The organism is Rothia sp. HMSC069C03, assembly GCF_001811075.1.
In the GTDB taxonomy this organism is placed as follows: Bacteria; Actinomycetota; Actinomycetes; order Actinomycetales; family Micrococcaceae; genus Rothia; species Rothia mucilaginosa.
In genome coordinates this window covers 90374-115160 of record NZ_KZ627138.1, presented here as the reverse complement: position 1 = coordinate 115160, position 24787 = coordinate 90374, and the positions used below count along the sequence as shown (strand labels likewise).

The window sequence follows — 24787 nt, the reverse complement described above, 5'->3', positions numbered from 1 at the left end:
CCCTCCTTGTGTAGATGTCGGTGTTAAGGCATGTGTGTCATGCTGTCCTAGCGCACTGCTTCGTGATGACTGTCACTAGGAGCATATGTACTTTATCTTATATAGCCTGTAACACTTCCACCAAACCCACATTGGGCACTTTCACCCCTTAGAACAGCCTGTATGCAAGCTAAAAGGGAGCTGGGTAAAAAAATGCCCCGGAATACCGGGGAAAAGGGGCGGATTAACAATTTTTACGAAAATTTTACATCGGAAACAATTCTCTCGACATAGGGACGTAATAACCTTTTCGATAAGCGCTTTACTGGGGCAAAACACCACGTAAACCCACTATTTAAGGGACTAAACCAACACTTCCAACCCCTAAACCAAGCACTAAGGCACACCTCTTAAGCGCACTGGTTAAGGCAACTCAGCCAAAAGCGGCGCCCCGGCACGAGCACACGACTCGCACCGGGGCGCCGCTTATATAGGAAGGCAACGCCTCCGGCGCGCACCTTTTCGTTATCCCTCGTTCTAGGAACGCGAGGAGCCGCCATCCTCCGAAGAGCCCGCCTCATGCGAAGCATCCGAGCTCACTGACTCAGCAATCGTCCTGCGGTTAGGACCCTGCATGCTCTTCAGAGCCTGCGCATCCTTCGCCGCCATCTCCGGAGTAATCACCGGAATCGCACCGGTCGCCGCACGGGCAATATCAACAGCCGGCTCAGTCTCCAGGGTCGTCGCCAGCGCATCCTCACGAATGAAGAACAGAAGCAGCGTAGACACCAGGCCCAGCGGCACCAGGTACAGGAACAGCGGAATCAACGCATCGTTATAGGCATTCACAATGATGCCGTGCACCGGCTCCGGCAAAGACGCCACAAGCTCAGGAGTCAGAGACGAAGACGCATGGCTACCTGAAGACTGCAGCGCCTGCTGAGGCATACGCTCAGAAATCAGCGAGGTCAGACGCGAGGTAAACAGACCACCCACCAGCGAGGCACCCACAGTAGCACCCACCTGACGGAAGAAGTTATTCGACGCCGTCGCGGTACCAACCACACTCACCGGGAACGCATTCTGAACAATCAGAGTCAAGAACTGCATAGACATACCCAGACCGGCACCCATCACCGCAAGGTATATACAGAACAGCCAGGTCGGAGTCTCAACAGTCACAGTCGACAGCAGGAACAGGCCCAACGCCACAACCGCGGTACCGGTCGTCACGTAACTCTTATAGCGACCGGTCTTCGACACCACGCGGCCCGTCACAATCGACACCACCAGCATGACACCCATCATCGGGATCATCAGCAGGCCAGCCACCGTAGCACTCACGCCCAGCGCCATCTGCAGATAGGTCGGGATGTACTCCACCGCACCGAACATCGCCACGCCCAGCGCCAGCGAAGCACCCAGAGTCAGCAGGAAGTTACGGTTCTTGAACAGGTACATGGGCATAACCGGCTCAGCCGCACGGTTCTCCACCGGGATGAACACCAGCGCAGCAACCACCGAGAAAATCAGCAGACCAATAATCTGCGGCGACGTCCACTCGTACTGGTTACCGCCCCAGATCGTAGCAAGCACGAGCGCACTCGTACCCGCCATCAAAATCAACGAACCAAGGTAGTCGATGCTGTGCTTCTCACGCTCACGGAACGGGCGGTGCGGCAGCAAGAAAATCACCGCAAGAATCGACAAAATAGCCAACGGCAGATTCAGCCAAAACGCCCAACGCCAACCCGGGCCCTCAGTAATCCAGCCGCCAATCAGCGGACCAGCCACCGACGAGAACGCGAAAACGCCACCGATAATACCCATGTAGCGGCCTCGGTCGCGAGGAGGGATCACGTCAGCAATCACCGCCTGAGAAAGAATCATCAGGCCACCACCGCCCAGACCCTGCAGGGCGCGAGCAAAAATCAGCCAGTTCATGTTCTGCGCGAGCGCGCCAACAACCGAACCCGCCATGAAAGCGACAATCGCAAAAATCAGGAAGGGCTTGCGTCCGAACTGGTCAGAAAGCTTGCCGTAGACCGGCATCGTAATCGTCGACAGCAGGATGAAAATGGTAATCACCCAGCTCATGTGCTCCACGCCGTGAAGCTCACCGACGATCGTGGGCAGCGACGGCGCCAGAATCGTCTGGTTCAGCGAGGACATGAGCATCACAATGACCAGGCCCAGGAACATGGCGCGGATGCGGTTTTTACTTTCCTGCTTAGTCTCACCGGCTGGCGGCTGAGGTAGCTTCTTTTCCTCTGTACTCATCGTTTAATCCTTAGTTACGTTCTATATGTTTCTGTTATGTGTCCGCCAGGTTCTTGATTCGGTTGCTCGAATCGGTCGCCCCGATTTGGTTCCGGCGGGCTTTTGTCATTTGTAGCAGTGAACCGCCGCTAGATTGCCGGTCGACTCTGCTCAAAAAGCAGGAACTGGAAGGTCTTCACCGTCTGGCGAATACCGCGGGCGATATCCTCTTTGTCTTCCAGGTCGCGGGCAAACTCCAGCTGACGAAGCACCGCGGAGGCAAGCTGGACCTTTGCGCGCGATCGCTCGCGGAAGTGATCGGTCAGCGGGTCAGCCGGGTTTCGGCGCGGGAAGGGGCCGCGGCGACCAGCAGCATCAAAAGCCACCCAGTCGATGGTGTTCAGGTACTCGGTGAGCACCTGTTCGCACTTCATGTAGTGCATCTTCATTCGTTTCGCGGACTCGGGGAACTCCTGATAGGGAGCTCGAGGGTCCTTGCCCTTGGCGTAGTGGAAGCTCTGGAAAATGACCTCCCAGAGAAGATGGGTTACACGAATAATCGTGTTGTCATCCTCGTGGGCGCGGTCTGTTTCGAGGATTTCTTCGCTGACCACCGGTTCGCGCAGACCCAGGACGGCATCCTCTTTGGAGGGGAAGTAGTTGAAGAAGGTACGCGGGGAGACGCCCGCCTCTTGGGCGATTTCTTCAACGGTGGTTCCGCGCATCCCGTGTTCGCGGACGCGTTTGAGGGCTGCTTCGTGGATTGCCGTCCAGGTTTGTTCGCGGCGGCGTTCGCGAAGGCTCTGTTCCTTTTTCTGCATAACTGCAATTATTTCATCACTGCACACAATGCTCAAGTGCATTTTTGGCGTTAAGGCCCACAGCATAGCCAGCTAAGCTCCAGCCCCACACAAAACATCGGCATAATAGAGGGATGAACTTGTTTGCCCCCGCCTATCTCGATTTCCTGCCAGACTGGCTACGCCTCGCACTCGGCATCGCCGATATCCTCATCCGACTCGCAGCCCTCTGTTGGCTCCCCTACAACCGCAAACCCGTGGTTGCCCTGGGCTGGCTCATGGCCATCTTCTTCATCCCCTTCGTAGGGTTCATCGCATTCCTCGTCTTCGGCTCCTCGCGCCTGCCCGCCTACCGCCGCGCACGCCAACACGCCATGAACGACTTGATCCGCGAAGTCAGCGAGAACAAGCCCTTCCTCACCCGCACCGACGACCTCTCCGACCCCGCAAAGGCAGCCAGCCAGCTCAACTACACCCTGGGCTCACTCCCCCTGGTCGGCGGCAACCAATTCACCCTCCACACCGACAACCACGAGGCAATGGTCGCCATGGCGGAAGAAGTCGACCGCGCCACCAAATACGTGCACTTCGAGTTCTACATCACCGCCTACGACGAGGCGAGCGCAGTCCTCTGGGACGCCCTCTTCGCAGCCCACGAACGCGGTGTACAGGTGCGCGTACTCCTCGACCACATCGGCTCCCGCAAATACCCGTCCTATAAGAAACTCGTGAAAATGCTCAACGACTCGGGTATGCAGTGGCGCCTCATGCTGCCGCTCAAACCGTGGAAACTCAAGTGGCAGCGACCCGACCTGCGTAACCACCGCAAGGTCCTCGTCGTGGACGGACGCGTCGCGTTCTCCGGTTCGCAGAACGCTATTCACCGCTCCTACGACATGCCCGAAAACATTAAGAAGGGCTTGGAGTGGAAGGACCTGACCTTCTCCTGCACCGGCCCCATCGTTGAAGAGCTCAACGCCGTTTTCGTCTCCGACTGGTACTCCGAAACGAACCAGCTGATCCTGGCAGAAATTAACACCAATATCCCCTACTACAAGGATGGGATGCGCGCCCAGGTTGTGCCCTCCGGCCCCGGTTTTGAAACCGAAAACAACCTGCGCCTCATCAACTACTTGATCTACAATGCCGAGCGGCGTATCACCATCTGCTCACCCTACTTCGTACCCGAAGAGACCCTACTGCAGGCACTCACGAACGCCGCATACTCCGGTATTGAAACCACCGTGATTGTGTGCGAGAAGGGCGACCAGTTCCTGCCGAACATGGCGCAGCGTTCCTACTACGAGCAGCTGTTGCAGGCGGGTGTGCGTATTCTGCAGTACCCCAGCCCGACCGTGCTGCACTCCAAGTTCATGATGGTCGACGACGAAATCGCGTTCATTGGCTCGTCCAATATGGACCCGCGTTCCTTCTCGCTGAACATGGAAGTGTCAACGTTCGTCATTGACCGCAAAATGGTGGCGATGCTGGATGAAGTATGCGCCGAATACGAGCAGGTCTGCACCGAGCTGCTGTACACCCAGTGGGCGGAGCGCCCGCGCCGCATCAAGATGACGGAGAACCTCTGCCGACTGTGGTCATCGCTCCTCTAAATAAAACTGCCCACCCGGATAACCCCGGGTGGGCAGTTTTATTGTATGAGGCGCTATCGCAGGATGCACCGGGCTACAAGCTAGAGCACGGATACGTACTAGAGCAGACCAGGGGCTATATCGGTTCGCCCGGGCCCACCAAACCGGCGGAGTGCATCCACCACACGAAGAGCGCCACTGCAATGTAGAGAACCGTGCACAGGCTCAAAGTGATGATGTGGCGACGGCGAGTAATACTCAAATACCCAATAAACTCACGGATAAAAGCATTCACCGCAAAATACAGCTTCGTACGAGCCCCCGCACCCCAGCATTCCAGACCCAGCGAACGTGCCAACAGCAACGCACGGAACAGGTGGTAGCTGGTTGTTACCACAGCAACTTTCGGGGTTTTACCCTCGGCAACCTCCGGCATCAAGGCGTAAGAGAAGAGCAGGTTCTCGCGGGTGTTCACCGCGCGGTCCTCCACAATAATGTCCGCCTCGGGAATGCCGCGGGATACAGCGTAGCGAGTCATCGCCACACCCTCAGGAACCTCTTCATCCGCGCCCTGGCCGCCAGATATAATCAGCTTCGAGCCGGGGTTCTTACGGTAAATTTCAATGCCTCGATCGATACGACCCGCCAGCAGCGGAGTCACCTGGTCACCAATGAGACCCGAACCGAGCACCACCACATAGTCAGCCTGCTGACGGAAATTCACCAGGTTCAACACTGCCGACACAGTAAAGCCCACCGCGTAGATGGTGAAATAGGTCAGCACCAGCGAAAAATAGAAATAAATAGTGCCCCACACGCCGCCCAACGGAGTGTTCTCCGCCGGACCGGGAATAAAGAACGGACCCACAATAAGGGCAATACCGGCAGCTAATGCCAAAGAATTAGTGAGCGAAAAACCCTCACGAACAATAAGACGCACACCGCTATATAGGAAAAGACCGGTCAAACCCAAAGGCGTAAAAATCGAAAGGATCGCCGGAACGATAACAATGAGGAACGCCAACACCAGCAAAATCTGGTTCTCTGCCACAATCGCCGTTACGCCCAGGCTCGTACCCAGCAACCCCACGGTCGCAATCAGCAACCAGCCGACAAACACACTACGGCGTTCCCGCAGGTAGAGGCAGATAAAGAGCACCAGCGAAAGCGCCGTCAGCGCATACAGCACCACCAGCGGAATATATAGAGGAGAATCAGGAGGAGGGAGAAACTGCATAAATTGGGTCCCAAAAAATAGTGTGCACCCGCTAAAAATCGGGAGAATCGAAAAATTCTTCACACAATTCTATCCCCGCCACTGTGCATCTATCGCTGCAGACCCACCGCACACAAGCACACACAGAACAAGCACACACACAGAAAAAGGGCAAAAAGAAACACGCGACACCTCCGACATCGCATACCTTCGTATGCGGCGAATGCATCGCGCGTTCATTTCTACCCTGGACTAGTTTAGCGCCATAAACGGTTTCCCGTGTGGATTGAAGAAGGTTTAATCTGCAACCACTCCGGCGCAAGCAGGCGAACAGCCTTCGCACAACCTGACAAAGCAGTAATAATCGACTCGCAACGCTGATTAAACTCGCTCTGATGACGCTTATCCACAATCTGCCCCGGAAAATGGCGATGCATCTTCGACACAGAGTCGCTACTCTCCTGCAAACCGTGGCCCGTATGGCCCGGAACATGCTTCACCAGCACACGCTTCTCGCGGATCGCCTCCGTCAAAGCACGCATCTGAGCCACCACGCGCTCATCCTGAATACCCTCAGAAACCCACGCCTCAAAAGCCCAACGGCTATGCGCCAAACGCAACACAAATGTCAACGCACCCAAAGAATCCGTATGAATAATCAGGCGGCGCGAGCCACTATGGAACACCGTATAAGCCGCCAACATCGCAGACAGCTCACCGGTCATAATATTCACGCCATCATAGTGGGCATGAAAATAGAAGCCGTCCTCACTCACGCCGGCGATGCCCATACGGCCGCCACGCTGATACTTCTTATTGTGAGTCGAACGGAACGAACAATCCGTGAAAACGCTATAGTCCTGCAGCTGATCCAGCGGTCGAGGGGTCAGCGCCTCCTCCACCATCTCATCCACGACGGTACGTGCTGCACACACCTCAGCCTGCATCCGCTCATACGCGGGCGTGCCAGCAAGCTTCACATGCACTTCACCCAAAGAATGGTTATCGTACGGGTCCAGCACCTTCTCAAAGGCGCGGTACTCCATGATCCCCTTCAACTGGTCGCAATCACGGAAAAGATGCTTCAGATTCTTACGGTCAGCAGCAATCGTCACCAGGTTCTGACGGTACTGCTCAGGAACCACATCCCACGCCGAAAGCACGGCACGACCCAGCAGGCAAGGATGCACCTCATCGCAGCACTCCATCAGGGAATGAACGTGAGTGAAAAGCATCGGCTCCTCATTCACCACCGTGCGGGTGCCGTCCTGCTTAGAAATAAAAACCACCGTCGACAAGGCCGAATAACAAAAACCCTGCGCCGTACGATGCTCCTGAGCCACCGCAATCACAGCAACACCCTGATCCGTGTACCCGGCAGGGTACGAGGCGCTATAGTCGGGCGCCTCCCAGGTCAGGGTGCATCGTTTGATGTGCGCCGGTGAAAATCCCATGAGTGTCACCCCCCATGCGTGCCATACCGCTTCTCCTTCCATTCATGCGGTGTATCGTCCTCATTCTTTTATAGGTCGAAAAGAAAGGGGCACGCAAATATAAAACACCTTTTTTACAGTTAGCGAATGGATCACCCGCAACTCCTCTCACACACCGCCACAACGCAAACCCCAGCACAGAACACAGCGCACAACACAGCGCGAGAAACCCCCGCGCATACCTCACCGAGGCGCGGGGAAAGGTGTACGGTAAAAGAGTCATATACGACGCGGCAACCGCCGCACCACCCCACAAGGAGAGCCCCATGATTGGTGTTTACGCCGGAGTATCCGTCAAGCCCGAGCACGTCGAAGAATTCCTCAAGACCATCGAACCGCTCGTGACCGCAAGCCGCCAGGACGAAGGCAACGTCAGCTACGACTTCGGTGCTGTCTCCGACACCGACTTCGCATTCATCGAGCGCTGGGAATCCCAGGAACTGCTCGAAAAGCACATGGGCACCGAACACTTCCAGAAGGCTGTCGCCGCATGGGAGCCGCTGCTCTCCTCCGAGCTGGACGTTCGCATCGTCAACTTCCGCTAAACGACGTTAAAGACCGAGGTGCCCGGCACCCCCTATGTGAGGGGTGCCGGGCACCTTCGCATGTCAGTTATGGAGGCGAGCGCGGCAACTCGCAGCGCGCCTTTATTCTCGGTTTAGCGGCGCTCTCGGCTTATCGGCGCTCTATGCCAACCTCCACCGAATCAAGAGTGAAACCACTCGTCGCGCTCACGCAATGCACCTTACCGGTATTCACCGACTTGCAGGTGTAACCGTACGCAGTCACCACCTGACCAGCCGGCAGCGCAGTAATGCCCTCGGTCTTCACCGGTTCCGGGGTGGCGCTCTGACCGACCAGGCTCGCCTCGGGAGCCTGACCCTGCACCATGTGCACGCGCTGCTGCGCCTTACCGGAGGCGGCATCCCAGCCCTCCAGGGTCACACCAACCAGCGCCTGGCAATCCACACCCGACGGGGTCACCGAGCACGCGACCTTAGAGTCCGGGCTGGTGAAACGCAGCGCCTCAACAGTCTTCGCTGAATCGCCCTGACCGAAAGTTCCGCCGCCGTAGACTTCAGCGAAAGTCAGCGTACCCGAGAGCATGCGGGTCTGCGCCGGAATCAACGCCAGGCGCGGCTTCTCAACGCCACCACCCTGCGTGAAGCAGGCACCCGTAATGTAGTCGCGACCCTGCACCTTCGTAGCGCACTGGTACCACTCAACACTCGCCGAACCGTCCTGGTTCTTGCGGCTGTTGAACAGACGCACCGCCTCCTGAGCCTTCGCACAATCCGAACCGTCATACACGTAAATACCGGCGGAACCACCCAGCAGGCTCGTCACACCGCAGCGGGTGCCCGCATCAATAGTGTTCGCGGAACCACTCGCCGAGGCGTATGCCGCCTCGTACTCGGCGTCGGTGCTCGGCTCATCGGCCGGGGTTGCTACAACATCGAAAGTTGCCGGCGCGTCCAGGCCGGCAGAGATCTGCACAGTATTCGGCTTCCAGGAGCCATCCGCCGATTTAAACAGGGTCTTCGCATCAACGGACGCCGAGGAAGTCGCCACCATCATCGGGGTGGTTTCAGACTCCTCAGCCTGCGGCTGAGCAGAGCAAGAGCTCAAAGCGAGCGCACCGATGCAGGCAAGAGCCGTCAGGGCACGACGAGTAAAAGCACGCTGTGCGCGTGCGGGCAAGGTAACCATGAATACGTCCTTGTGAGGGTTGCGAATTGCGTTGTGTTTGAGTGGTTGTGCTGAGTCGGTGAAGCGGGTACCTAAATACCTTCTTACACCCTACTGCACCGCAACTGACAAGGCAATACGCCGCACCGGGTATCCCACGACGGCAGACAAAGACGCGGACAAAGAACAGCGCCCCGCCCGCAGAAAAACCGCGGAACGGGGCGCCAGCCCATCAGGGCAAGATATTAAATTCTCACACGATACGTGAGGGGCTTATACGTCCTCGGGCAGGATGCGTACGCCGCCCTTATCAGCCGAAGCAGCCAACATACCGTACACCTTCAGGGCGTTCGATACCTGACGCTCACGCGGCTTGGTCGGACGCCACGGTGCGGCACCCTTCGCCTCGCGGCGAGCAGCCAGCTCCTCATCCGAAACGTTTACACGCAGGATGCGGTTGTTCACGTCAATCTCAATCTCGTCGCCGGTCTGCACCAGGCCGATTGCGCCGCCAGCAGCCGCCTCCGGGGAGACGTGACCGATAGAAATACCGGAGGTACCACCGGAGAAACGACCGTCAGTGATCAGCGCGCACTTCTTGCCGAGGCCCAGACCCTTCAGGTAGGAGGTCGGGTACAGCATCTCCTGCATGCCGGGGCCGCCCTTCGGGCCCTCGTACTGGATGACGACAACGTCGCCTTCCTTCACATTCTTCGACAGGATCTCGTACACAGCCTCGTCCTGAGACTCGACCACGAAGGCGCGACCCTTGAAGTGGAACAGCTCCTCATCAATACCTGCGGACTTGATGATTGCGCCGTCCTGGGCGATGTTGCCGTACAGGACGGCCAGGCCGCCGTCCTTGGTGTACGCGTGCTCGACCGAACGGATGCAACCGTTCTCAGCGTCAGTCTCGTGGGACTCGTACTTGTTGGCGGTGGAGAACGCGTGGGTGGTGCGCACGCCGCCGGGAGCTGCGAGGAACAGATCCTTCGCCTTCTCGCTCGCCTTGCCGCCGCGGATATCCCACTCGTCCAGCCATTCGTCCAGCGAATCAGCGTGAACAGAATGAACGTTCTTGTGCAGCAGACCGGCACGGTTCAGCTCACCCAGCAGGGCGGGAATACCACCGGCACGGTGCACGTGCTCAATGTGGTACTTGGTGGAGTTCGGGGCAACCTTCGCCAGGCAGGGAACCTGACGCGAAATGCGGTCAATATCCTTCAGGGTGAAGTCAGCACCCGCCTCGTGCGCAATCGCCAGGGTGTGCAGCACGGTGTTGGTCGAACCGCCCATCGCCACATCCAGCGCCATAGCGTTCTCGAACGCCTCCTTGGTCGCAATGGAGCGGGGCAGAACCGACTCGTCATCCTGCTCGTAGTAGCGCTTAGCCAGCTCAACGATGCGGCGGCCAGCGTCCAGGAACAGCTCCTTACGAGCAACCTGAGTAGCCAGGGTGGTGCCGTTACCGGGCAGAGCCAGACCAATCGCCTCATTCAGGCAGTTCATGGAGTTCGCGGTGAACATACCCGCACACGAACCGCAGGTCGGGCACGCATTCTTTTCAACCTGAGCGAGCGCAGCGTCACTGACGCTATCGTCAACAGCCATCACCATGGCGTCAATCAGGTCGAGGCGGTGCTCAACAATACCCTCAATGCCCTCGCCGGACTCCATGGGGCCGCCAGAGACAAAGATGGTGGGGATGTTCAGGCGCATAGCCGCCAGAAGCATACCGGGGGTGATCTTGTCACAGTTAGAGATGCAGACCAGCGCGTCGGCACGGTGCGCGTTGACCATGTACTCGACCGAGTCAGCGATCAGATCGCGGGAAGGCAGCGAGTAGAGCATACCGTCGTGGCCCATCGCAATACCGTCATCAACAGCGATGGTGTTAAATTCCTTGGCGACGCCGCCAGCCTCACGAATCGCGCCGGCGACCAGCTCACCCATGTCCTTCAGGTGCACGTGGCCGGGCACGAACTGGGTGAAAGAGTTCGCGATAGCAATAATGGGCTTGCCGAAGTCGTCATCGCCCATGCCGGTGGCACGCCACAGGGCGCGGGCACCAGCCATGTTACGGCCGTGAGTTGAAGTACGTGAACGCAGTTCTGGCATTGTTTTACCTTCCGTAGTGATGCAAGTACTGATTTTACGCGCGGCGTCCAACGCTCTTCAGCTCAGGGTCACTTTGGTTTCATGCATCGAAACGCGCACGAGCCTGCAACCGCCTATCGGTGGGAGTGTTGAGGCCACGGGGTTGTGCCGGATCTGCGGCAGAATTGCCCCCTTTGGGGTAGATGGGGGACATCACCCCATTATGCCCCCTAATCTGGAATGAGCCCAGGTTGCGGGCGGCGATATTCAGTCGGCGAACGCACCGGGAGGCGGCGGGCTGCCGTGCCTGCCGCGTACGGGCCTCGCTGCGCATACGTAGCACCACATGTAGCACCGGCGCGGTTCGTTTCCAACACACTGATTTATACACGCTTTTATACACACTGAACGCTGCATACATTTCAGAAGGTTTCTATGACACAGGCACCCACCGCATCGCTCACCCTCACGCCGGTAACCAGCCCGGCAGGCGGTAAAGATTTCGCGTCCTCCGTCATCTACCAGGTGTACCCCAAGTCCTTCTACTCCTCGGCGGGTGGCGTCTACGGCGACCTGCGCGGCGTCATCGAGAAGGTGCCCTACATTGCTTCCCTGGGTGTGGATATGGTGTGGTTCAACCCGTTCTTCGCCTCCCCGCAGAACGACAACGGCTACGACATCTCCGACTACTACGCCATTAACCCCGACCTTGGCACCATGGAGGACGTCGAAGAGATGATTGCTGCCCTCGCCGAGCACGGTGTGGGCGTCATGTTCGATATGGTGCTCAACCATGTTTCGACCGAGCACGAGTGGTTCCAGCGTGCGCTCGCCGGTGAACGCGAGTACTGGGATTACTTCTACATTCGCCCCGGCAAATACACCGAGGACGGTCAGCTGCGCGAACCGACCAACTGGGAGTCGAAGTTCGGCGGCTCCTGCTGGTCCCGCTTTGGCGAGTACACGGATGAGCACGGCACTCCCCTGTTCTATATGCACCTGTACGACCGCACCCAGGCGGACGTGAACTGGTACAACCCGACTGTGCGCGACGAACTGTTTAAGGTCGTGAATTTCTGGTACGAGAAGGGTGTGCGCGGTTTCCGTTTTGACGTCATTAACGTCATCGGTAAGGACGAAGAGCTGCTCGACGCCCCCGAAGGCACCGTGGACAAGGCACAATACACCGACACCCCGATTGTGCACACCCGCATTCAGCAACTGAACCGCGCCTCATTCGGTCAGCATGATGACACCGTGACCGTGGGCGAAATGTCCTCGACCAGCATCGAAAACTGCGTGGGCTACTCCAACCCGGTAAACCACGAGCTGGACATGGTGTTCAGCTTCCACCACCTGAAGGTGGACTACGAGAACGGCGAGAAGTGGTCGAAGGTGCCGTTCCGTTTTGCCGAGTTGAAGCAAATCCTGAACGATTGGGCGCTGGGTATGCAGGCCGGCGGCGGCTGGAACGCGCTGTTCTGGAATAACCACGACCAGCCGCGCGCGCTGAACCGTTTTGGTGACGTTGAGCGTTACCGTGCCGAGTCGGCGACCATGCTAGCGACCGTAATTCACCTGCTGCGCGGCACCCCGTACGTGTACCAGGGCGAGGAAATCGGCATGATTGACCCGGTCTACTCCTCAATCGAGCAGTATGTGGATGTGGAGGCGCACAACGCCTACGCGATGCTGCGTGAGCGCGGTCTGAGCGAGCAGCAGGCCCTGGAGATTGTAGCCTCGAAGGCTCGCGATAATTCGCGTGTGCCGATGCAGTGGACCGCGGATTCGGCGACTGCCGGTTTTGGTTCCACGTCGCCGTGGCTGGTTCCCGCCCCGGTACGTGACGCGGCGACCGGTGCCGGCATTTCGGTGGAGGATGAGGAACGCGACGGCGTGATTCTGCCCTACTACCGCAACCTGATTGCCCTGCGTAAGCAGTACCCGGTCATCTCTGCGGGTTCGTACGCGCCCTACGCGCTGGATCACGAGCGGGTGTTTGCGTACTTGCGTGAGCTGCCCGCTGAGGCTAGTGCTGAGAACGGTAGCCCGGCGCAGCGCCTGCTGGTACTGACGAACTTCTACGGTGAGCCGACCGAGGTTGAGGTTCCGGCTGAATTTGTTCGTTCCGGTCGCGTGCTGGTGTGTAATTACAAGAATTCTACGGTCGATTCCGCTGCGGCGGATTCTGCTGTATCTGATTCAGCTGAGACGGTGACGCTGAGCCTGCGCCCCTACGAGGCTCTGGCGTTGCTGATTGAGGGCTAAAAGCTACTATATGCCCCTCCCCTAACGTGTGGGATAAGGGCAATATAAACCGACCTGGCAATATTCTATTTCTAGAATATTCCCAGGTCGGTTTTGTTTATAGACATTCCTATAGAGGAATTAATATGGAATATCAGGAAGAATCTTAGAAGCCGTGCTCGTTCAGCCAGGTAGCCGCCGCCTGCGCGGGCTCCTGCTTAGAGGTACCCGAAACACGGTCATTCAAAGTACGCAAATCAGCGGTAGTGAGCTTCGCCGAAACGCGGTTCAGAACCTCCGCCGCAGAGTCGGGAACTCGCGACGTATTGATAATGGGCAGCACCTGCTGAGCCAGAATCATGTTCTTCGGATCCTCCAGCACCACCAGCTGATTCTGCTCAATTGCGGGGGTGGTCGAGTAGAGGTCAACCACCTGCACGGTGTCATCCAGCAGAGCCTTGACGGTCAGCGCGCCGCCGCCATCCGAGAGGGGCACAAACTCGGCGGGGATGCATCCGTACTTCTCTTTCAGACCCGGGATGCCGTAGGCGCGCTCGGCAAACTCCGGGGCGGCGCCAAGCTTCAGATTCGTGCAGCGGGAGGCGAGGTCTTCAAGGCTTCGCAGACCGTACTTCTGGGCGGTCTGCGCGGTAACGACCAGGGAATCCTTATCCTCCGCCTCGGAGGCGTTGAGGGCGCGGATTTCAGCCCCGGAGCCACCCGTGGCAAGGGTTCTGAGGGCGGCGGGTAGCGCCTGCAGAATCTCCTGCGCAGTGTTAGCTGTAGCCTTCGGGTCAAGGTAAAGCAGCAGGTTTCCGGAGTAGTCCGGGATAACGTCCACCGCACCGGAGGCGAGTGCCCCCAGATACGCCTCACGGGCACCGATGCTCAGCTGGGTGCGGGCATTGAATCCCGCCCGGGTGAGGGATCCAGCGTAGATTTCGGCAAGGATTTGGGATTCGGCGAAGGCCGCTGAGCCAACGATGATTCCTTCGTGTTCGCCGCTGAAAACTTTGTCGCCACTGAGCCCGCAGGCGCTAAGAATACCCGCCATGCCGAGCGCTCCGGCTGCGGTGAGGGCAGTGCGACGAGATACGGTACGGCGTGCGAAGGTTTGAGGCGTCTGATTCATCGGGTTCATGCCTTCTTCCGGTTGATGGTGAGCCCCGTGGGGGTGAGCACACGCTGCACAAGGCCCATGAGCGCGTCCACAGCGAAGGCGAGAAGCGCCACGAGCAGGGTTGCGACGAGCATGCGCGGGTAATCGCGCACAGCGAGCCCATCGAAGAGGTACCTGCCGAGGGTTCCGCCGCTCAGGTAGGCGACGATGGTCGCGGTTGCAATGACCTGCACGAGTGCGGAGCGGAGCCCGCCGAGCATCATGTTGGCGGCGAGCGGGATTTCGAGGCGGGTCAGAATCTGCCATTCGGGCAGGCCTTGGGCGCGGGCTGCGTCCACGAGGTCTTCGGGTACGGCGGCGAGGCCTTCAAGAACTCCGGCGAGCAGGGGTGCTGCCGCAATAATAATGAGCACGATGAGGGCGGGCAGGGTTGAGACACCCAGCCAGAGCGCCAGAATGGTGAGCAGACCGAGCGCGGGTAGCGCGCGGGTGGCGGCTACGGTGCTCATGAGCAGGTTGCTGCGGCGACGGTTAGTGCCGTCGGAGGGTCGGTGGTGTCCAGCCCAGAGGCCCAGGGGCACGACGATGAGTGCCGCGCAGGCGGTGGCGAGGGCGGTGACGCTCAGGTGTTCGAGCAGACGCACGAGGATTCCGCCGCTTCCCTGCCAATTGGAGCCGTCCATGAGGTAGGCGAAGGTTCGTTCTATGACGTTCACGGGTTATGCCTTCCTTTCGGGGCTGTGGCGGTTCGTAACCGTAGCCGCCTGCCAGGGCGTAAGTGCCCTCGTCAGAAGGATAAGGAGCAGGTCGAGGACCAGTGCCAGCAGCAGGCTAAGGATTACGCCAGCCAGGATCTCCGAAGGGATATTGCGCGCGAGTCCATCGGTGAAAAGCGTACCGAGCGAGGGCACACCGATGAGGGCACCCACGGACACCATCGCAATATTTGCCACGGTTGCCACACGGATTCCCGACATAATGACGGGTGTAGCAAGGGGCAGGTAGAGCTCCATCAGCGCCTGTCGGGGCGTGTATCCGAGGGCGCGTGCAGATTCGTGCACGCTATCGGGTACGGAGTCGAAGGCATCCACACCGGAGCGCACCATGAGCGAGAAGGAGTAGACGCTCAGGGCGACGAGCACGTTCAGCGGGGAAATAATGGAGGTTCCCAGAATGAGCGGCATCAGCACGAACAGTGCGATGGAGGGGATGGTGTAGAGCAGCGAGGAGAGCTGCATGAGGGTTCGTGCACCGATGCGGCGTTCGGAACCGCGGTCACGGCGACGGCTCGCGTAGTAGGCGACCGGCAGCGCGACGAGAGCGCCAATCGCGACGGGTACGACGCCCTGGTAGAGGTGGCTGAGGGTCAGCTCTAGGATGCGCTGACTATTGGTGGCTACCCATTCCCAGTGCATATCGCTTGCGGCGAGGGGTGATACCACTAGGGGCTGCGCGGCGAGAGGTGGTGCCGCGAGCACACTATTTCTTAGAAGACTCATTCGCTTTTCTCGCCTTCTACCGCACCGTTCTGCGCTTTTCGGGAGGCGGCAAGTCGGCGTGCGCGCGCCTGGCGCACCGTCTGCTCATCCAGCAGACCGGCAACGGAGCGGCTCACGAAGGAGTGCACAAAATCATCGGCGGGGCTGTAGAGAATCTCTTCTGGAGTACCGAACTGTGCGAGGCGGCCGCCCTCCGCGAAGACGGCGATTGTATCGCCGAGCAGAAGCGCCTCATCAATGTCGTGGGTGACGAACACAATCGTCTTGGCGAGTTCCCCCTGTAGGCGTAGCAGCTCTTTCTGCAGGTCGGTGCGCACTACCGGATCCACTGCGGAGAACGGCTCGTCCATCAGCAGGACGGGCGCATCGGCGGCGAGAGCACGTGCCACACCAACGCGCTGCACCTGACCGCCCGAAAGCTGGGAGGGGTAGCGCTTGGCGTACGAAGAATCCAGACCGACCACGTCGAGCAGTTCGAGGGCGCGAGCTTGCGCCTCCTTGCGGGAGGCACCGAGCAGACGCGGCACGGTGGCAATATTCTGCGCGACGGTACGGTGCGGCATGAGCCCGCCCTGCTGCATCACGTAGCCAATGCCGCGGCGCAGCTCGTAGGGGTTCTTCTCGTGCACGTTCACGCCGTCAATGGTGATGGTGCCATTATTGGGTTCAACCATGCGGTTAATCATGCGTAGACTAGTGGTTTTACCGCATCCGGAGGGGCCGACGAACACGGTAATCTGACCGGCGGGAATGTGCAGATTCAGGTTCTGCAGTACCGTGGTGGGTTCACCGGTTCGGCTCGGGTAGCTCTTGGTGATGTTCTCGAAGCGGATTCCGCCCGCCTGAGCACTATCGACAGCAGCATTTTTTGCCCACGGAATTTGGGGTGAGTCCTCCAGGCGTTGGTGAGTTGAATTTTGTGCGGCTGAATTTTGGGCGGTCATGGGTGCGGTGGGGCTTTCTAGTGTGGGCGTGGCATTGTTTCCATATACAAAAAGGCGGCATCTCAGGGTTTTATTCCCAAGATGCCGCCTTTTCGACGGTTTTGCAATATCTGGAACCGCAAAGTTTTTTAAAAACAAAACCCGCCCCACTGTAGAAGCCTGGAGGCGGATTTCGTGGCTCCGACCGGCGTCGATCCGGTGACCTTACGATTTTCAGTCGTACGCTCTACCAACTGAGCTACAGAGCCTTGCGTATTTACTTTTAGATACGCAATGACCGCGTCTTCGGATGAATAATCATCTGAACTTACGCGGCCAGAGCGACCCCGACGGGACTTGAACCCGCGACCTCCGCCGTGACAGGGCGGCGCGCTAACCAACTGCGCTACGGGGCCTTGTTGGAATCAACAGAAGTAAACTCTATATCATCTAACTTGGCTTTGCAAATCGTGAGATTTGCAAGTACCCCCAACGGGATTTGAACCCGTGCTACCGCCGTGAAAGGGCGGCGTCCTAGGCCGCTAGACGATGGGGGCCTAGTCGATCGAACAGGTTCCGTTTTCTTCATCCCGTCGTTCGAACCTCCACTAGTCTATGACAGGTTTGCGGAGGCGTGCAAACCGTTTTGTTCGATTTTGCCCGATTTTGACCCCCATTTTCGACCATTTATAGCCTGGCACATATGTGTTTAAGCTTGTCAATGAGGATTCAGAAAAACTTCAAAAAATTTTAAAATTTCTTCACAACACCCCAAATCAGGGACTTTTGGGAGGTTTTTAGACACGTTTAGGCACCTACAGGGATCCAGAGAAAGACTTTTTCGCCACCTCCATTTCTACAGATTTTCTACAAACTCCTCCGAAACTCCTCCGAAATTTTGTTTCGAAGATGCCGGCATCAGTCCCGCAAGAATTCCGAAAACCCACCTTCACATCTCTTATACACCCCTCTTATGCGCATCGCAGCGGCCAAAAAACTCCACAATATCTCCAAAAAATTTTCGACAACTTTCTACGCGCTTATATAGGACATGCAGGCAAGACGCTACCCTGGGTGCAAATATCTGCAAGAGAGTGCACAGCAACACCTCTCTAGAGGGTTCACCCCAGCCTCCCCGGAGCCCTCAAAAATGTGCCGCGCAAAGCAACTACAGGCCAGAATGCACGTAGATGCAAATATTCACTCTTGGGAATACAATAAACCGGCTTGTCAGACGCTTATTTTTCTCTCAGTGCAGATATCTACGCAATTATGACGACGCAGAAATATAAAGATTTGATAAACCTCTAGCGATTGACAAGGAGAGATGAAAGTCAGCTGAAAATACCCCCTGAATTGGCTTGAAGCCCCCTCTTTGAGCACCGTACTATAGAGGGCGTGAGGTCACTTCCGGACCTTGCACGGGGCCACTTCCGGAGCCCCAGACGTAAAGTCACCGCACATTACAGCACCGATAAACCGCATAGAGATCCAAAGGGGGATCCAGTGTCCGCAACGATGAATCGCCGCACGGCATTCCGTGCACTCGGCGTAGGCACCGCAACCATCGCTCTCGGCTGTGTAGCTGCACCCGCAGCGCAGGCACAGCAGATGGCGCACCCGCAGAAGGCAATGACTGCCGACCAGCAGCTCAAGCTGATTCTGCGCCGCCTAGAGCAGGTACCTGCCCGTTTGAAGTATGCGAAGCCTGGATCCTCCAACCGCGTTAATAGCGGCATTGAGAGCGCACTGGGCAACCTGACCACCGTCCAGGGCACTGACGCAGGCCGTCAGATTGCAAGCGCTAAGGCCGCTGTTCGTAAGTCTGATGGACGCGCCCACGCAGCGCTCTCCCCCGTTGGTGTTATTGCCTGCGTTGTCAGTATTGCAAAGTTTGTCATTCAGCTGGGCATCGCCATTTACAAGCTTATTAAGGCACTCGTTAACGCCTTCAAGCAGTGGAAGACCTTCAAGAACATCGTGAAGGCCGTCATTTCTGGTGAAGCCCGCAAGAAGCTGGGTACTGAAACTGAAACCGTACTCAAGGCCATTTTGGGCATTGAAGACGTCCTCAAAAAGTGTGCATAGTCTACACACCGTACGGCTATGCGCTTGTTTAGAGAGCTAATCTTGGTGTTTCTTTAGCTTTCTAGACCCCGTTAAGGGATGCGCCGCACGTGGAGTCACTGCATGGGCTCGTTGCGCGTCCGGGTAGCCGGAGGGTATGTCCTCGAGTGTCTTCGGCACCTACCCAGCCCACCCCGCATGACCTCATGGTGCGGGGTGGGTTTCTTTAACCGCTCTTTCGATAACTCTTCCGGGCGAGCACTTTCCGAGAGCCCTCCCCGTTACTCCCCCGCCTCCTTATATATAGGCAAAAATCGACCCCGCACCGATTCACGGTACGGGGTCGATTTCTATGTTCTACGTACTCAACGTAAGGATTACTCGCCGCGGGAGATGTTGATCATCTCGTCGCGGTCCACAACCTTCACGCGGGCGCGAGGCTCACCGGCTGCATCCTTGGATGCGGCGCCCAGTGCCTTCTCGTGGTCGTCCAGGCGGTGCCAGCCTTCCCAGGTGGTGTACTTGATGCCCTTGGAGTCCAGGTAGGCGCTGAATGCCTCTGCTTCCGGCTCGGGTGCGGTGTAGAGGTTCTCGCGGTCCTCGAGCAGGTGGGTGATGGTCTCGAGTGCGTCAGACTTGGTGGAGCCGATCAGGCCGACGGGGCCGCGCTTAATCCAACCGGATGCGTACAGGCCGGGAACGACCTCGCCGTTCTCGTCCACGACGCGACCCTCAATGTTGGTGATGACGCCGCGCTTGTCGTCGTAACCGATTTCGGGCAGTTCGGAACCGAAGTAGCCGATTGCGCGGTAGACAGCCTGTACGGGGTAGTCCACGTACTCGCCGGTGCCGATGATGCCGCCGTTGCCGTCGAGCTTGTTGCGTTCCATGCGCAGGCCCACGACCTTGCCGTCTTCGCCGAGAATCTCGTGCGGGGACTGCAGGAAGTGTAGGTGCAGGCGGCGGGATGCGGTCTGCTCGTTGGTCTTCTGGTCTTCCAGCCAGCCGCGCAGGGTCTTCATCATGACCTTGGTCTGTGCGTTCTTCTCCATTGCTTCTTCGGAAGCAGCGTCGAACTGGAAGTCCTCTTGGTACAGGACGATGTCCACGTCGCGGGAGTGTGCGAGTTCGCGCAGCTCGAGCGGGGTGAACTTCATCTGTGCGGGGCCGCGGCGACCGAAGACGTGCACGTCGGTCACGGGGGAAGCCTTCAGGCCCTGGTAGACGTTGTCGGGGATTTCGGTGACGAGCAGGTCGTCAGCGTGCTTGGAGAGGATGCGGGAGACGTCCAGGGCGACGTTGCCGTTACCGAGCACTGCAACCTGCTCAGCTTCGAGCGGCCAGGTGCGGGGGTAGTCGGGGTGGCCGTCGTACCAGGAGACGAAGTCTGCTGCGCCGTAGGAGCCGTCCAGGTCGATGCCCTTAATGTTCAGGGGTGCATCAAAAATCGCGCCGGTTGCGAAGATAATGGCGTCGTAGTGTTCGCGCAGGTCTGCGAGGGTCAGGTCCTTGCCGTATTCAACGTTGCCGAAGAAACGGATGTCGCCGCGGTCCAGGACCTTGTGCAGCGCGGTGATGATGCCCTTGATGCGGGGGTGATCCGGTGCCACACCGTAGCGGATCAGGCCGAAGGGGGCGGGGTAGCGGTCGAAGATGTCGATGGCGACCTCGACGGCGCCGGTGCGGACCTCTTCAGACTTGGTGAGGATATCGGCGGTGTAAATACCGGCGGGACCTGCACCAATAACGGCGACGCGCAGGGGGCGTGCTGCTTCAGACACGAAAATCTTCCTTTCGAAGTTCACCGTCCGGCGCCCGGTGCGGCGCGAACAGGCGGTGAGCTTAGTGTTCACTTCTTGCCTATTTTACCGGGGATTGACGGGTGTTCGGGGGCTTATATGTCTTCGCCCACTAAATAGGACAATTTTCTGTCACCTAATCCAGGCAGCGCGGCGCGTTCGGCTCCAGGTGCCTCCGCGCGCAGCGGGCATAGAACTGCCCCACCCTCCGAGGTGCAGGAGGGCGGGGCAGGGTAACGAAGACTAGAAAGCAGGGGCTAGGAGGCGGGTACCGCCTCAAAGGTCACGACCAGTTCCTCGCGTTCACCGAAGCGGACCAGGTGGCGGTCCAGCACATCCGCCAGACCAGCAGCCAACTCGTCGCTTTCAGCGCGCACCTCCATGACGAGTGCACCGTCGGTTTCGCGCAGGTCACCGTAGCCGCGGAAAATACCGTCGCGGTTGAAGGTGAGGCGCAGACCGTCGGGCAGTTCTGCGGTGCCGAGCTTGCGACCCATGTGCGAGCCGAGCTGCTTAATGTATCGGGCGGGGCGGTCGGTTGCTACGACGGCGCGCTGGCGTACCGGCAGGGATTCCGCGGCGGGATAGTTCTCAGCGGTGTTTTCTTGGGAAGTTTCAGTCACGGTGGGCTCCTTCTTATCTATGCCGAATTCTCATCTATGCCGAAAAAGGCTCACCACACGGAACCTGGCATCCGGCGACGCATGTTTCACCTTGAATATAGCAGAAACTTAGGGTCTACTAACCTAACGCACTATCATTGTTCGCGCAGAGGCGATAAACAACCCGTTCTATACGCACCTACCTCTTGAGCTTAATCTCAGCAGCAGCACCCAAATGTGCCGAAGTCACCGCATCATTCAAACGCTTAAAATCCGACCGGTCAGTATACGTAATCGTCAAAACAGCCTTCTGCCCATCACACAGAAGAGTCTGGGAGAATTCAACATTCTTCGCAGTCGAACGAATAGCGTTAAGCTCTTCAGTCCGCGCAAGAGCTTGCTGCACATCCTCCGGTGAAGAAGCTGTTGCACAAGCCGGAGTACTGGTCGAATACTCATTCAGCCATGGCTCAAAAGCTCCGCCCCAGTACAGGCCCAGAAGAGCACCAACAAAGACCACGCAGGATGCTAGAACGCCCACCACTTTTCGCGGCAGATGCCGCAATCCATTCTTTTGAGGGGCATCGCTTCCTGAATTTTCCGGCGCACGATCATACTCATCACGAGCTAGGGGGCTCCTGGTCGTCATGATTTATTCTCCTTCCGATGAGGATTTACATTTACATCCACTAATCCCGAATCGGGAATTCTGGTAGGGGCTTCAAGACGGCATAGCCTATCGCAGGCGGTCATCATATCTGCATCATGAGTCGCCACGATAACTGTGGCTCCACGCCGAGCAGCAGAGCTCAACAGCTCAACAACCAATGCCCGGTTCTCAGCATCAAGACTTGCCGTCGGCTCATCCGCAAAAATGTAGCGCACACCCTTGTGGATTGCCCGAGCGATACCCACCCTCTGCTTCTCACCACCACTCAGCAGGGCAGCCGAAGTACGTTCCTTCCCTTCAAGACCAATGACGTTCAAAAGCTCGCGGCTCTCATCCGTAATACGAGCACGACCAAAGGTCTTACGATCAAGCAGAATATTCTCGATAACGCTCCATTCCTCAATAATTCCGTAATCCTGAAAAACGAAGGAAGCTTCATCAGCCCAGAACGCAAGACGCTCCTTCTCGCGAGCACGTTCCATATGCCGGCCCCCAATAACAACCTCACCCTCATGAGGCGGCATCAGCAGACCCAACACATTCAAAAGCGTCGTTTTACCGCATCCGCTCGGACCCACAATGCCAGTTACTTCCCCCGCATATGCCTCAAAGTGAGGACTCTGGAGAATGGGCTGCCCCTGCGCATACACCACAATGTCGCGGGAGGCGATAGTTACCTCAGGATGTTCCACATTGCCAGAGGGATAAACAGTATTCCTCATCATTCACTCCTATACGTGACGACGGTGAACCGTCGCGGTGAAGATACGGTTAAAACTCAGTCTCAGCACCAGCGCCAGAATAGTGCCGTACAACAGCGGTGCCGCCATCGCTGAAAAGGCGTACTCTGCTCCCTGCACCAGAAGAAGTACCAACCCAGCAGCAGAGCAAAGGCACACAATGCAGGTTTCCTTCAGAAGGTACCCACTAAAAATTGTTCTGAGAGGCAGACCAGCAGTACGTAAAACAAAATCATTACGAGCACGAGCCGCAAGGGTAATGTACGTATTAATTGCTGTGCCAATAATGAGTGCCGCACAGAGAATTGCTAGGCCCACTAGATGCGCAACATACTGGTTACGTTCCAGCTGCGCGATGTAAAGGTGTTCCTCTCCCGCGCGGTCCACAGAAAGTAGGGTCTGCCCAATTTCCTCAGCGTTGTAGGCAGCCCGTACAGACGCAGGCTGAGAGACCATGACGTTACCGGTAGTCAAGGCCGCAGAAATAAAGGAAGGTTGTAGATTCTGCGTCGCCGATTCGGTTACCACAAGAACAGGCTTTTTATAGTTCAGAAGCCGTGAATCCTGAGAGCTCAAAGCAGGCACCTTTACCCCCGACGAGTTGGTTTTATCCTCCACAGTGAGCAGAGTAAATCCGCGATCCTCCCGGTCCTTCTGGTGGAAAGAATACTCTGCACGCAAAGACTGAGATCCAGGGAAGTTGCTATCCTCAACGTTCTTGAACGACAAGCCAAGACGTTGCTGAAGAAGGTCCACATAGGCGCGGTTCACCATAAGGGCGCCATCGTATTCGCTACCCTCCAAACCCTTAACGTTTTCCAACGCATAGGACAAGAGGACACCGTTCCGTGATTCAAGAGAACCTAAAGCACGCACTGTGGCCTGGTCGTAGGAGGCGAGCGCCTGTTCATCCCGTATCGTCGATTCAGGCACGTTCACTCGTAAGGTGTACTGGTCAGAAAGAAGAGACCAGCCAGCCGCCGAATCGCTCCTACCCAAACTCACTTGAGCACTTGAGACCAGACCCGGAATAGTGCACGCCACTAAAACCACCACAGCATACTTAGCGATTGCACTCGGAACTGTAAAACGTCGATACGCCGGTTCCCTACGTCCCACAGCATTAACGCTTGGCCAAGTCATGAGGTTGATCAGCAGTAGAGCAACCAGCATGAGAGCGGTAAACACGGCAAAGATTAGCGCTGTAACCCCCATCAGTTGAGGAAGATGCGCCACACCGTACACGAACCCCTCTACGCATCCCATGCACAATGCTGTTACCGCTGCAGGAGGTAGCGCCAGGAGCAGGAGATCTTGTGCATCCCTTAGCTGCAGACGACGCGGGGAGTATCCGTTTAGAAGCAGAATATTCTGAGTTCGCGAACGGACCGACAACCACCCCATGATTGCGGTACAGAAGAGCACAGCCAGGCAGATAAGGCTCGTCAAAGAGCCCGAAGAAGTAACAGCCCCGTAGACAACACGCACCGGGTTAACGGAGGTAACTTTAACATCCATGCCTTGTTCACGGGCAAGGTTTTCAAAAGCACGCACAAATTCTTGGCTACCCGCTAGCGCGTATTGGCCGTCAAGCGAAGAATCCCCGAGTGCTCGTGATGGATATTTTTTCCCGTGCTTATCCGGGTCGAACCAATCGATAGTTTCACCGTCAGAGCTCAGTGAATTTGCCCCAAAAACGTAGATGGATTTTCCGTGCCAGAAATCTTCGGGGTCGGCGACCACCTTGAGTAGCTGGGCACCATCGGCAGCGTAGCGATCCACCAAGGTATCAAAGTTCTGAATCAGCTCAGACTTAGACTGCTGCGAAGAACGCAGAGAAAGCTGTACCTGTGCATTGGTGCCCAGAGGAGCCTGCGTCTCCAGGACAGAGATGAGGGCGCTACCCAGCAGAAAGGTCAGAACCGTGCACAATACTGCGCACACTCTCAGAGCATTTTTCATCGTTGAACTCCGGTAACTGACGTAATTTTGTAC

19 protein-coding genes and 3 tRNA genes are annotated in these 24787 nt (G+C 57.5%); 4 read left to right on the top strand and 18 right to left on the bottom strand.

Translation table 11 applies throughout. From position 1 onward, the window contains the following. Positions 1-516 precede the first annotated feature (516 nt). Positions 517-2259, bottom strand: coding sequence for an MDR family MFS transporter (locus tag HMPREF2779_RS06260; protein WP_105361104.1), 1743 nt, complete (start codon positions 2257-2259; stop codon positions 517-519). 128 nt (positions 2260-2387) lie between these two features. After that, on the bottom strand, positions 2388-3059 hold the full coding sequence (locus HMPREF2779_RS06255; RefSeq protein ID WP_233992302.1) for a TetR/AcrR family transcriptional regulator: 672 nt from the start codon (positions 3057-3059) through the stop codon (positions 2388-2390). A 113-nt stretch (positions 3060-3172) separates the two neighbouring features. On the opposite strand from HMPREF2779_RS06255, the gene cls reads away from it, so the two are divergent. After that, complete coding sequence (gene cls / locus HMPREF2779_RS06250) at positions 3173-4651, top strand: cardiolipin synthase (protein ID WP_105361102.1); 1479 nt, start codon at positions 3173-3175, stop codon at positions 4649-4651. Positions 4652-4766: 115 nt separating this feature from the next. On the opposite strand, the gene HMPREF2779_RS06245 is transcribed toward cls, so the two are convergent. Together HMPREF2779_RS06245 and HMPREF2779_RS06240 are read right to left on the bottom strand one after the other, a co-directional pair. Next, positions 4767-5867, bottom strand: coding sequence for a YdcF family protein (locus HMPREF2779_RS06245; RefSeq protein ID WP_233992301.1), 1101 nt, complete (start codon positions 5865-5867; stop codon positions 4767-4769). A 236-nt stretch (positions 5868-6103) separates the two neighbouring features. Continuing rightward, positions 6104-7300 carry an RNase H family protein gene (locus HMPREF2779_RS06240; protein WP_105361100.1) on the bottom strand — a complete coding sequence of 399 codons (1197 nt, stop codon included), beginning with the start codon at positions 7298-7300 and terminating at the stop codon, positions 6104-6106. Positions 7301-7605: 305 nt separating this feature from the next. On the opposite strand from HMPREF2779_RS06240, the gene HMPREF2779_RS06235 reads away from it, so the two are divergent. Beyond that, positions 7606-7884 carry a putative quinol monooxygenase gene (locus tag HMPREF2779_RS06235; RefSeq protein ID WP_044150828.1) on the top strand — a complete coding sequence of 93 codons (279 nt, stop codon included), beginning with the start codon at positions 7606-7608 and terminating at the stop codon, positions 7882-7884. A gap of 130 nt (positions 7885-8014) precedes the next feature. Here the strand turns inward: HMPREF2779_RS06235 and HMPREF2779_RS06230 are convergent, their stop codons facing one another. Both HMPREF2779_RS06230 and ilvD read right to left on the bottom strand, forming a co-directional pair. Beyond that, a complete protein-coding gene (locus HMPREF2779_RS06230) occupies positions 8015-9049 on the bottom strand; it encodes a 2-oxoglutarate dehydrogenase (protein WP_105361099.1) in 1035 nt (344 codons plus the stop codon). 252 nt (positions 9050-9301) lie between these two features. Further along, the gene (gene ilvD, locus HMPREF2779_RS06225; protein ID WP_105361098.1) at positions 9302-11146 is read right to left on the bottom strand and encodes a dihydroxy-acid dehydratase; all 1845 of its coding nucleotides are present in this window, start codon (positions 11144-11146) and stop codon (positions 9302-9304) included. A gap of 414 nt (positions 11147-11560) precedes the next feature. Between ilvD and HMPREF2779_RS06220 the strand changes: the two genes are divergently transcribed. Next, the gene (locus tag HMPREF2779_RS06220; protein WP_070685226.1) at positions 11561-13393 is read left to right on the top strand and encodes an alpha,alpha-phosphotrehalase; all 1833 of its coding nucleotides are present in this window, start codon (positions 11561-11563) and stop codon (positions 13391-13393) included. Between the two features lie 145 nt (positions 13394-13538). Here HMPREF2779_RS06220 and HMPREF2779_RS06215 read toward each other — a convergent pair whose 3' ends face one another. The 7 genes from HMPREF2779_RS06215 to HMPREF2779_RS06185 all read right to left on the bottom strand — a co-directional run bounded on the left by HMPREF2779_RS06215 (position 13539) and on the right by HMPREF2779_RS06185 (position 17471). Next, a complete protein-coding gene (locus HMPREF2779_RS06215; protein WP_070685346.1) occupies positions 13539-14504 on the bottom strand; it encodes an ABC transporter substrate-binding protein in 966 nt (321 codons plus the stop codon). 5 nt (positions 14505-14509) lie between these two features. Beyond that, positions 14510-15208 (bottom strand): ABC transporter permease, encoded by a 699-nt coding sequence (locus tag HMPREF2779_RS06210; protein ID WP_105361097.1) that lies wholly within the window; start codon positions 15206-15208, stop codon positions 14510-14512. Positions 15209-15211: 3 nt separating this feature from the next. Next, complete coding sequence (locus HMPREF2779_RS06205; protein ID WP_105361096.1) at positions 15212-15991, bottom strand: ABC transporter permease; 780 nt, start codon at positions 15989-15991, stop codon at positions 15212-15214. Next, the gene (locus HMPREF2779_RS06200; protein ID WP_105361095.1) at positions 15988-16935 is read right to left on the bottom strand and encodes an ABC transporter ATP-binding protein; all 948 of its coding nucleotides are present in this window, start codon (positions 16933-16935) and stop codon (positions 15988-15990) included. The genes HMPREF2779_RS06205 and HMPREF2779_RS06200 overlap by 4 nt, the downstream gene beginning before the upstream one ends. Positions 16936-17110: 175 nt before the next feature. Continuing rightward, positions 17111-17183 (bottom strand) — tRNA-Phe (locus HMPREF2779_RS06195). Positions 17184-17256: 73 nt separating this feature from the next. Then, a tRNA-Asp gene (locus HMPREF2779_RS06190) sits at positions 17257-17330 on the bottom strand. Positions 17331-17398: 68 nt separating this feature from the next. Next, positions 17399-17471, bottom strand: a tRNA-Glu gene (locus HMPREF2779_RS06185). A 949-nt stretch (positions 17472-18420) separates the two neighbouring features. Here HMPREF2779_RS06185 and HMPREF2779_RS06180 point away from each other — a divergent pair. Further along, positions 18421-19002 (top strand): hypothetical protein, encoded by a 582-nt coding sequence (locus HMPREF2779_RS06180; protein ID WP_005509222.1) that lies wholly within the window; start codon positions 18421-18423, stop codon positions 19000-19002. Between the two features lie 356 nt (positions 19003-19358). Here HMPREF2779_RS06180 and HMPREF2779_RS06175 read toward each other — a convergent pair whose 3' ends face one another. The 5 genes from HMPREF2779_RS06175 to HMPREF2779_RS06155 form a co-directional block, all read right to left on the bottom strand. Then, a complete protein-coding gene (locus HMPREF2779_RS06175) occupies positions 19359-20762 on the bottom strand; it encodes an FAD-dependent oxidoreductase (protein ID WP_105361094.1) in 1404 nt (467 codons plus the stop codon). A 275-nt stretch (positions 20763-21037) separates the two neighbouring features. Beyond that, positions 21038-21403, bottom strand: a complete 366-nt coding sequence (locus tag HMPREF2779_RS06170) for a DUF2218 domain-containing protein (RefSeq protein ID WP_070634282.1) — start codon at positions 21401-21403, stop codon at positions 21038-21040. 178 nt (positions 21404-21581) lie between these two features. Continuing rightward, positions 21582-22031 (bottom strand): hypothetical protein, encoded by a 450-nt coding sequence (locus HMPREF2779_RS06165; RefSeq protein ID WP_233992299.1) that lies wholly within the window; start codon positions 22029-22031, stop codon positions 21582-21584. Then, positions 22028-22777 (bottom strand): ABC transporter ATP-binding protein, encoded by a 750-nt coding sequence (locus HMPREF2779_RS06160; RefSeq protein ID WP_105361093.1) that lies wholly within the window; start codon positions 22775-22777, stop codon positions 22028-22030. Before HMPREF2779_RS06160 ends, HMPREF2779_RS06165 begins: the two co-directional genes overlap by 4 nt. Positions 22778-22783: 6 nt before the next feature. Then, a complete protein-coding gene (locus tag HMPREF2779_RS06155) occupies positions 22784-24754 on the bottom strand; it encodes a hypothetical protein (RefSeq protein WP_105361092.1) in 1971 nt (656 codons plus the stop codon). Between the last annotated feature and the right edge of the window lie 33 nt (positions 24755-24787).

Excerpts from the sequence above, each read along its gene's own strand:
- HMPREF2779_RS06205 (WP_105361096.1), bottom strand. The coding sequence starts at position 15,991 with ATGAGTCTTCTAAGAAATAGTGTGCTCGCGGCACCACCTCTCGCCGCG.
- HMPREF2779_RS06215 (WP_070685346.1), bottom strand. The coding sequence starts at position 14,504 with ATGAATCAGACGCCTCAAACCTTCGCACGCCGTACCGTATCTCGTCGC.
- HMPREF2779_RS06165 (WP_233992299.1), bottom strand. The coding sequence starts at position 22,031 with ATGACGACCAGGAGCCCCCTAGCTCGTGATGAGTATGATCGTGCGCCG.
- HMPREF2779_RS06160 (WP_105361093.1), bottom strand. The coding sequence starts at position 22,777 with ATGATGAGGAATACTGTTTATCCCTCTGGCAATGTGGAACATCCTGAG.
- cls (WP_105361102.1), top strand. The coding sequence starts at position 3,173 with ATGAACTTGTTTGCCCCCGCCTATCTCGATTTCCTGCCAGACTGGCTA.
- ilvD (WP_105361098.1), bottom strand. The coding sequence starts at position 11,146 with ATGCCAGAACTGCGTTCACGTACTTCAACTCACGGCCGTAACATGGCT.
- HMPREF2779_RS06230 (WP_105361099.1), bottom strand. The coding sequence starts at position 9,049 with ATGGTTACCTTGCCCGCACGCGCACAGCGTGCTTTTACTCGTCGTGCC.
- HMPREF2779_RS06235 (WP_044150828.1), top strand. The coding sequence starts at position 7,606 with ATGATTGGTGTTTACGCCGGAGTATCCGTCAAGCCCGAGCACGTCGAA.
- HMPREF2779_RS06245 (WP_233992301.1), bottom strand. The coding sequence starts at position 5,867 with ATGCAGTTTCTCCCTCCTCCTGATTCTCCTCTATATATTCCGCTGGTG.
- HMPREF2779_RS06200 (WP_105361095.1), bottom strand. The coding sequence starts at position 16,935 with ATGACCGCCCAAAATTCAGCCGCACAAAATTCAACTCACCAACGCCTG.
- HMPREF2779_RS06255 (WP_233992302.1), bottom strand. The coding sequence starts at position 3,059 with ATGCAGAAAAAGGAACAGAGCCTTCGCGAACGCCGCCGCGAACAAACC.
- HMPREF2779_RS06240 (WP_105361100.1), bottom strand. The coding sequence starts at position 7,300 with ATGGGATTTTCACCGGCGCACATCAAACGATGCACCCTGACCTGGGAG.
- HMPREF2779_RS06155 (WP_105361092.1), bottom strand. The coding sequence starts at position 24,754 with ATGAAAAATGCTCTGAGAGTGTGCGCAGTATTGTGCACGGTTCTGACC.
- HMPREF2779_RS06220 (WP_070685226.1), top strand. The coding sequence starts at position 11,561 with ATGACACAGGCACCCACCGCATCGCTCACCCTCACGCCGGTAACCAGC.
- HMPREF2779_RS06260 (WP_105361104.1), bottom strand. The coding sequence starts at position 2,259 with ATGAGTACAGAGGAAAAGAAGCTACCTCAGCCGCCAGCCGGTGAGACT.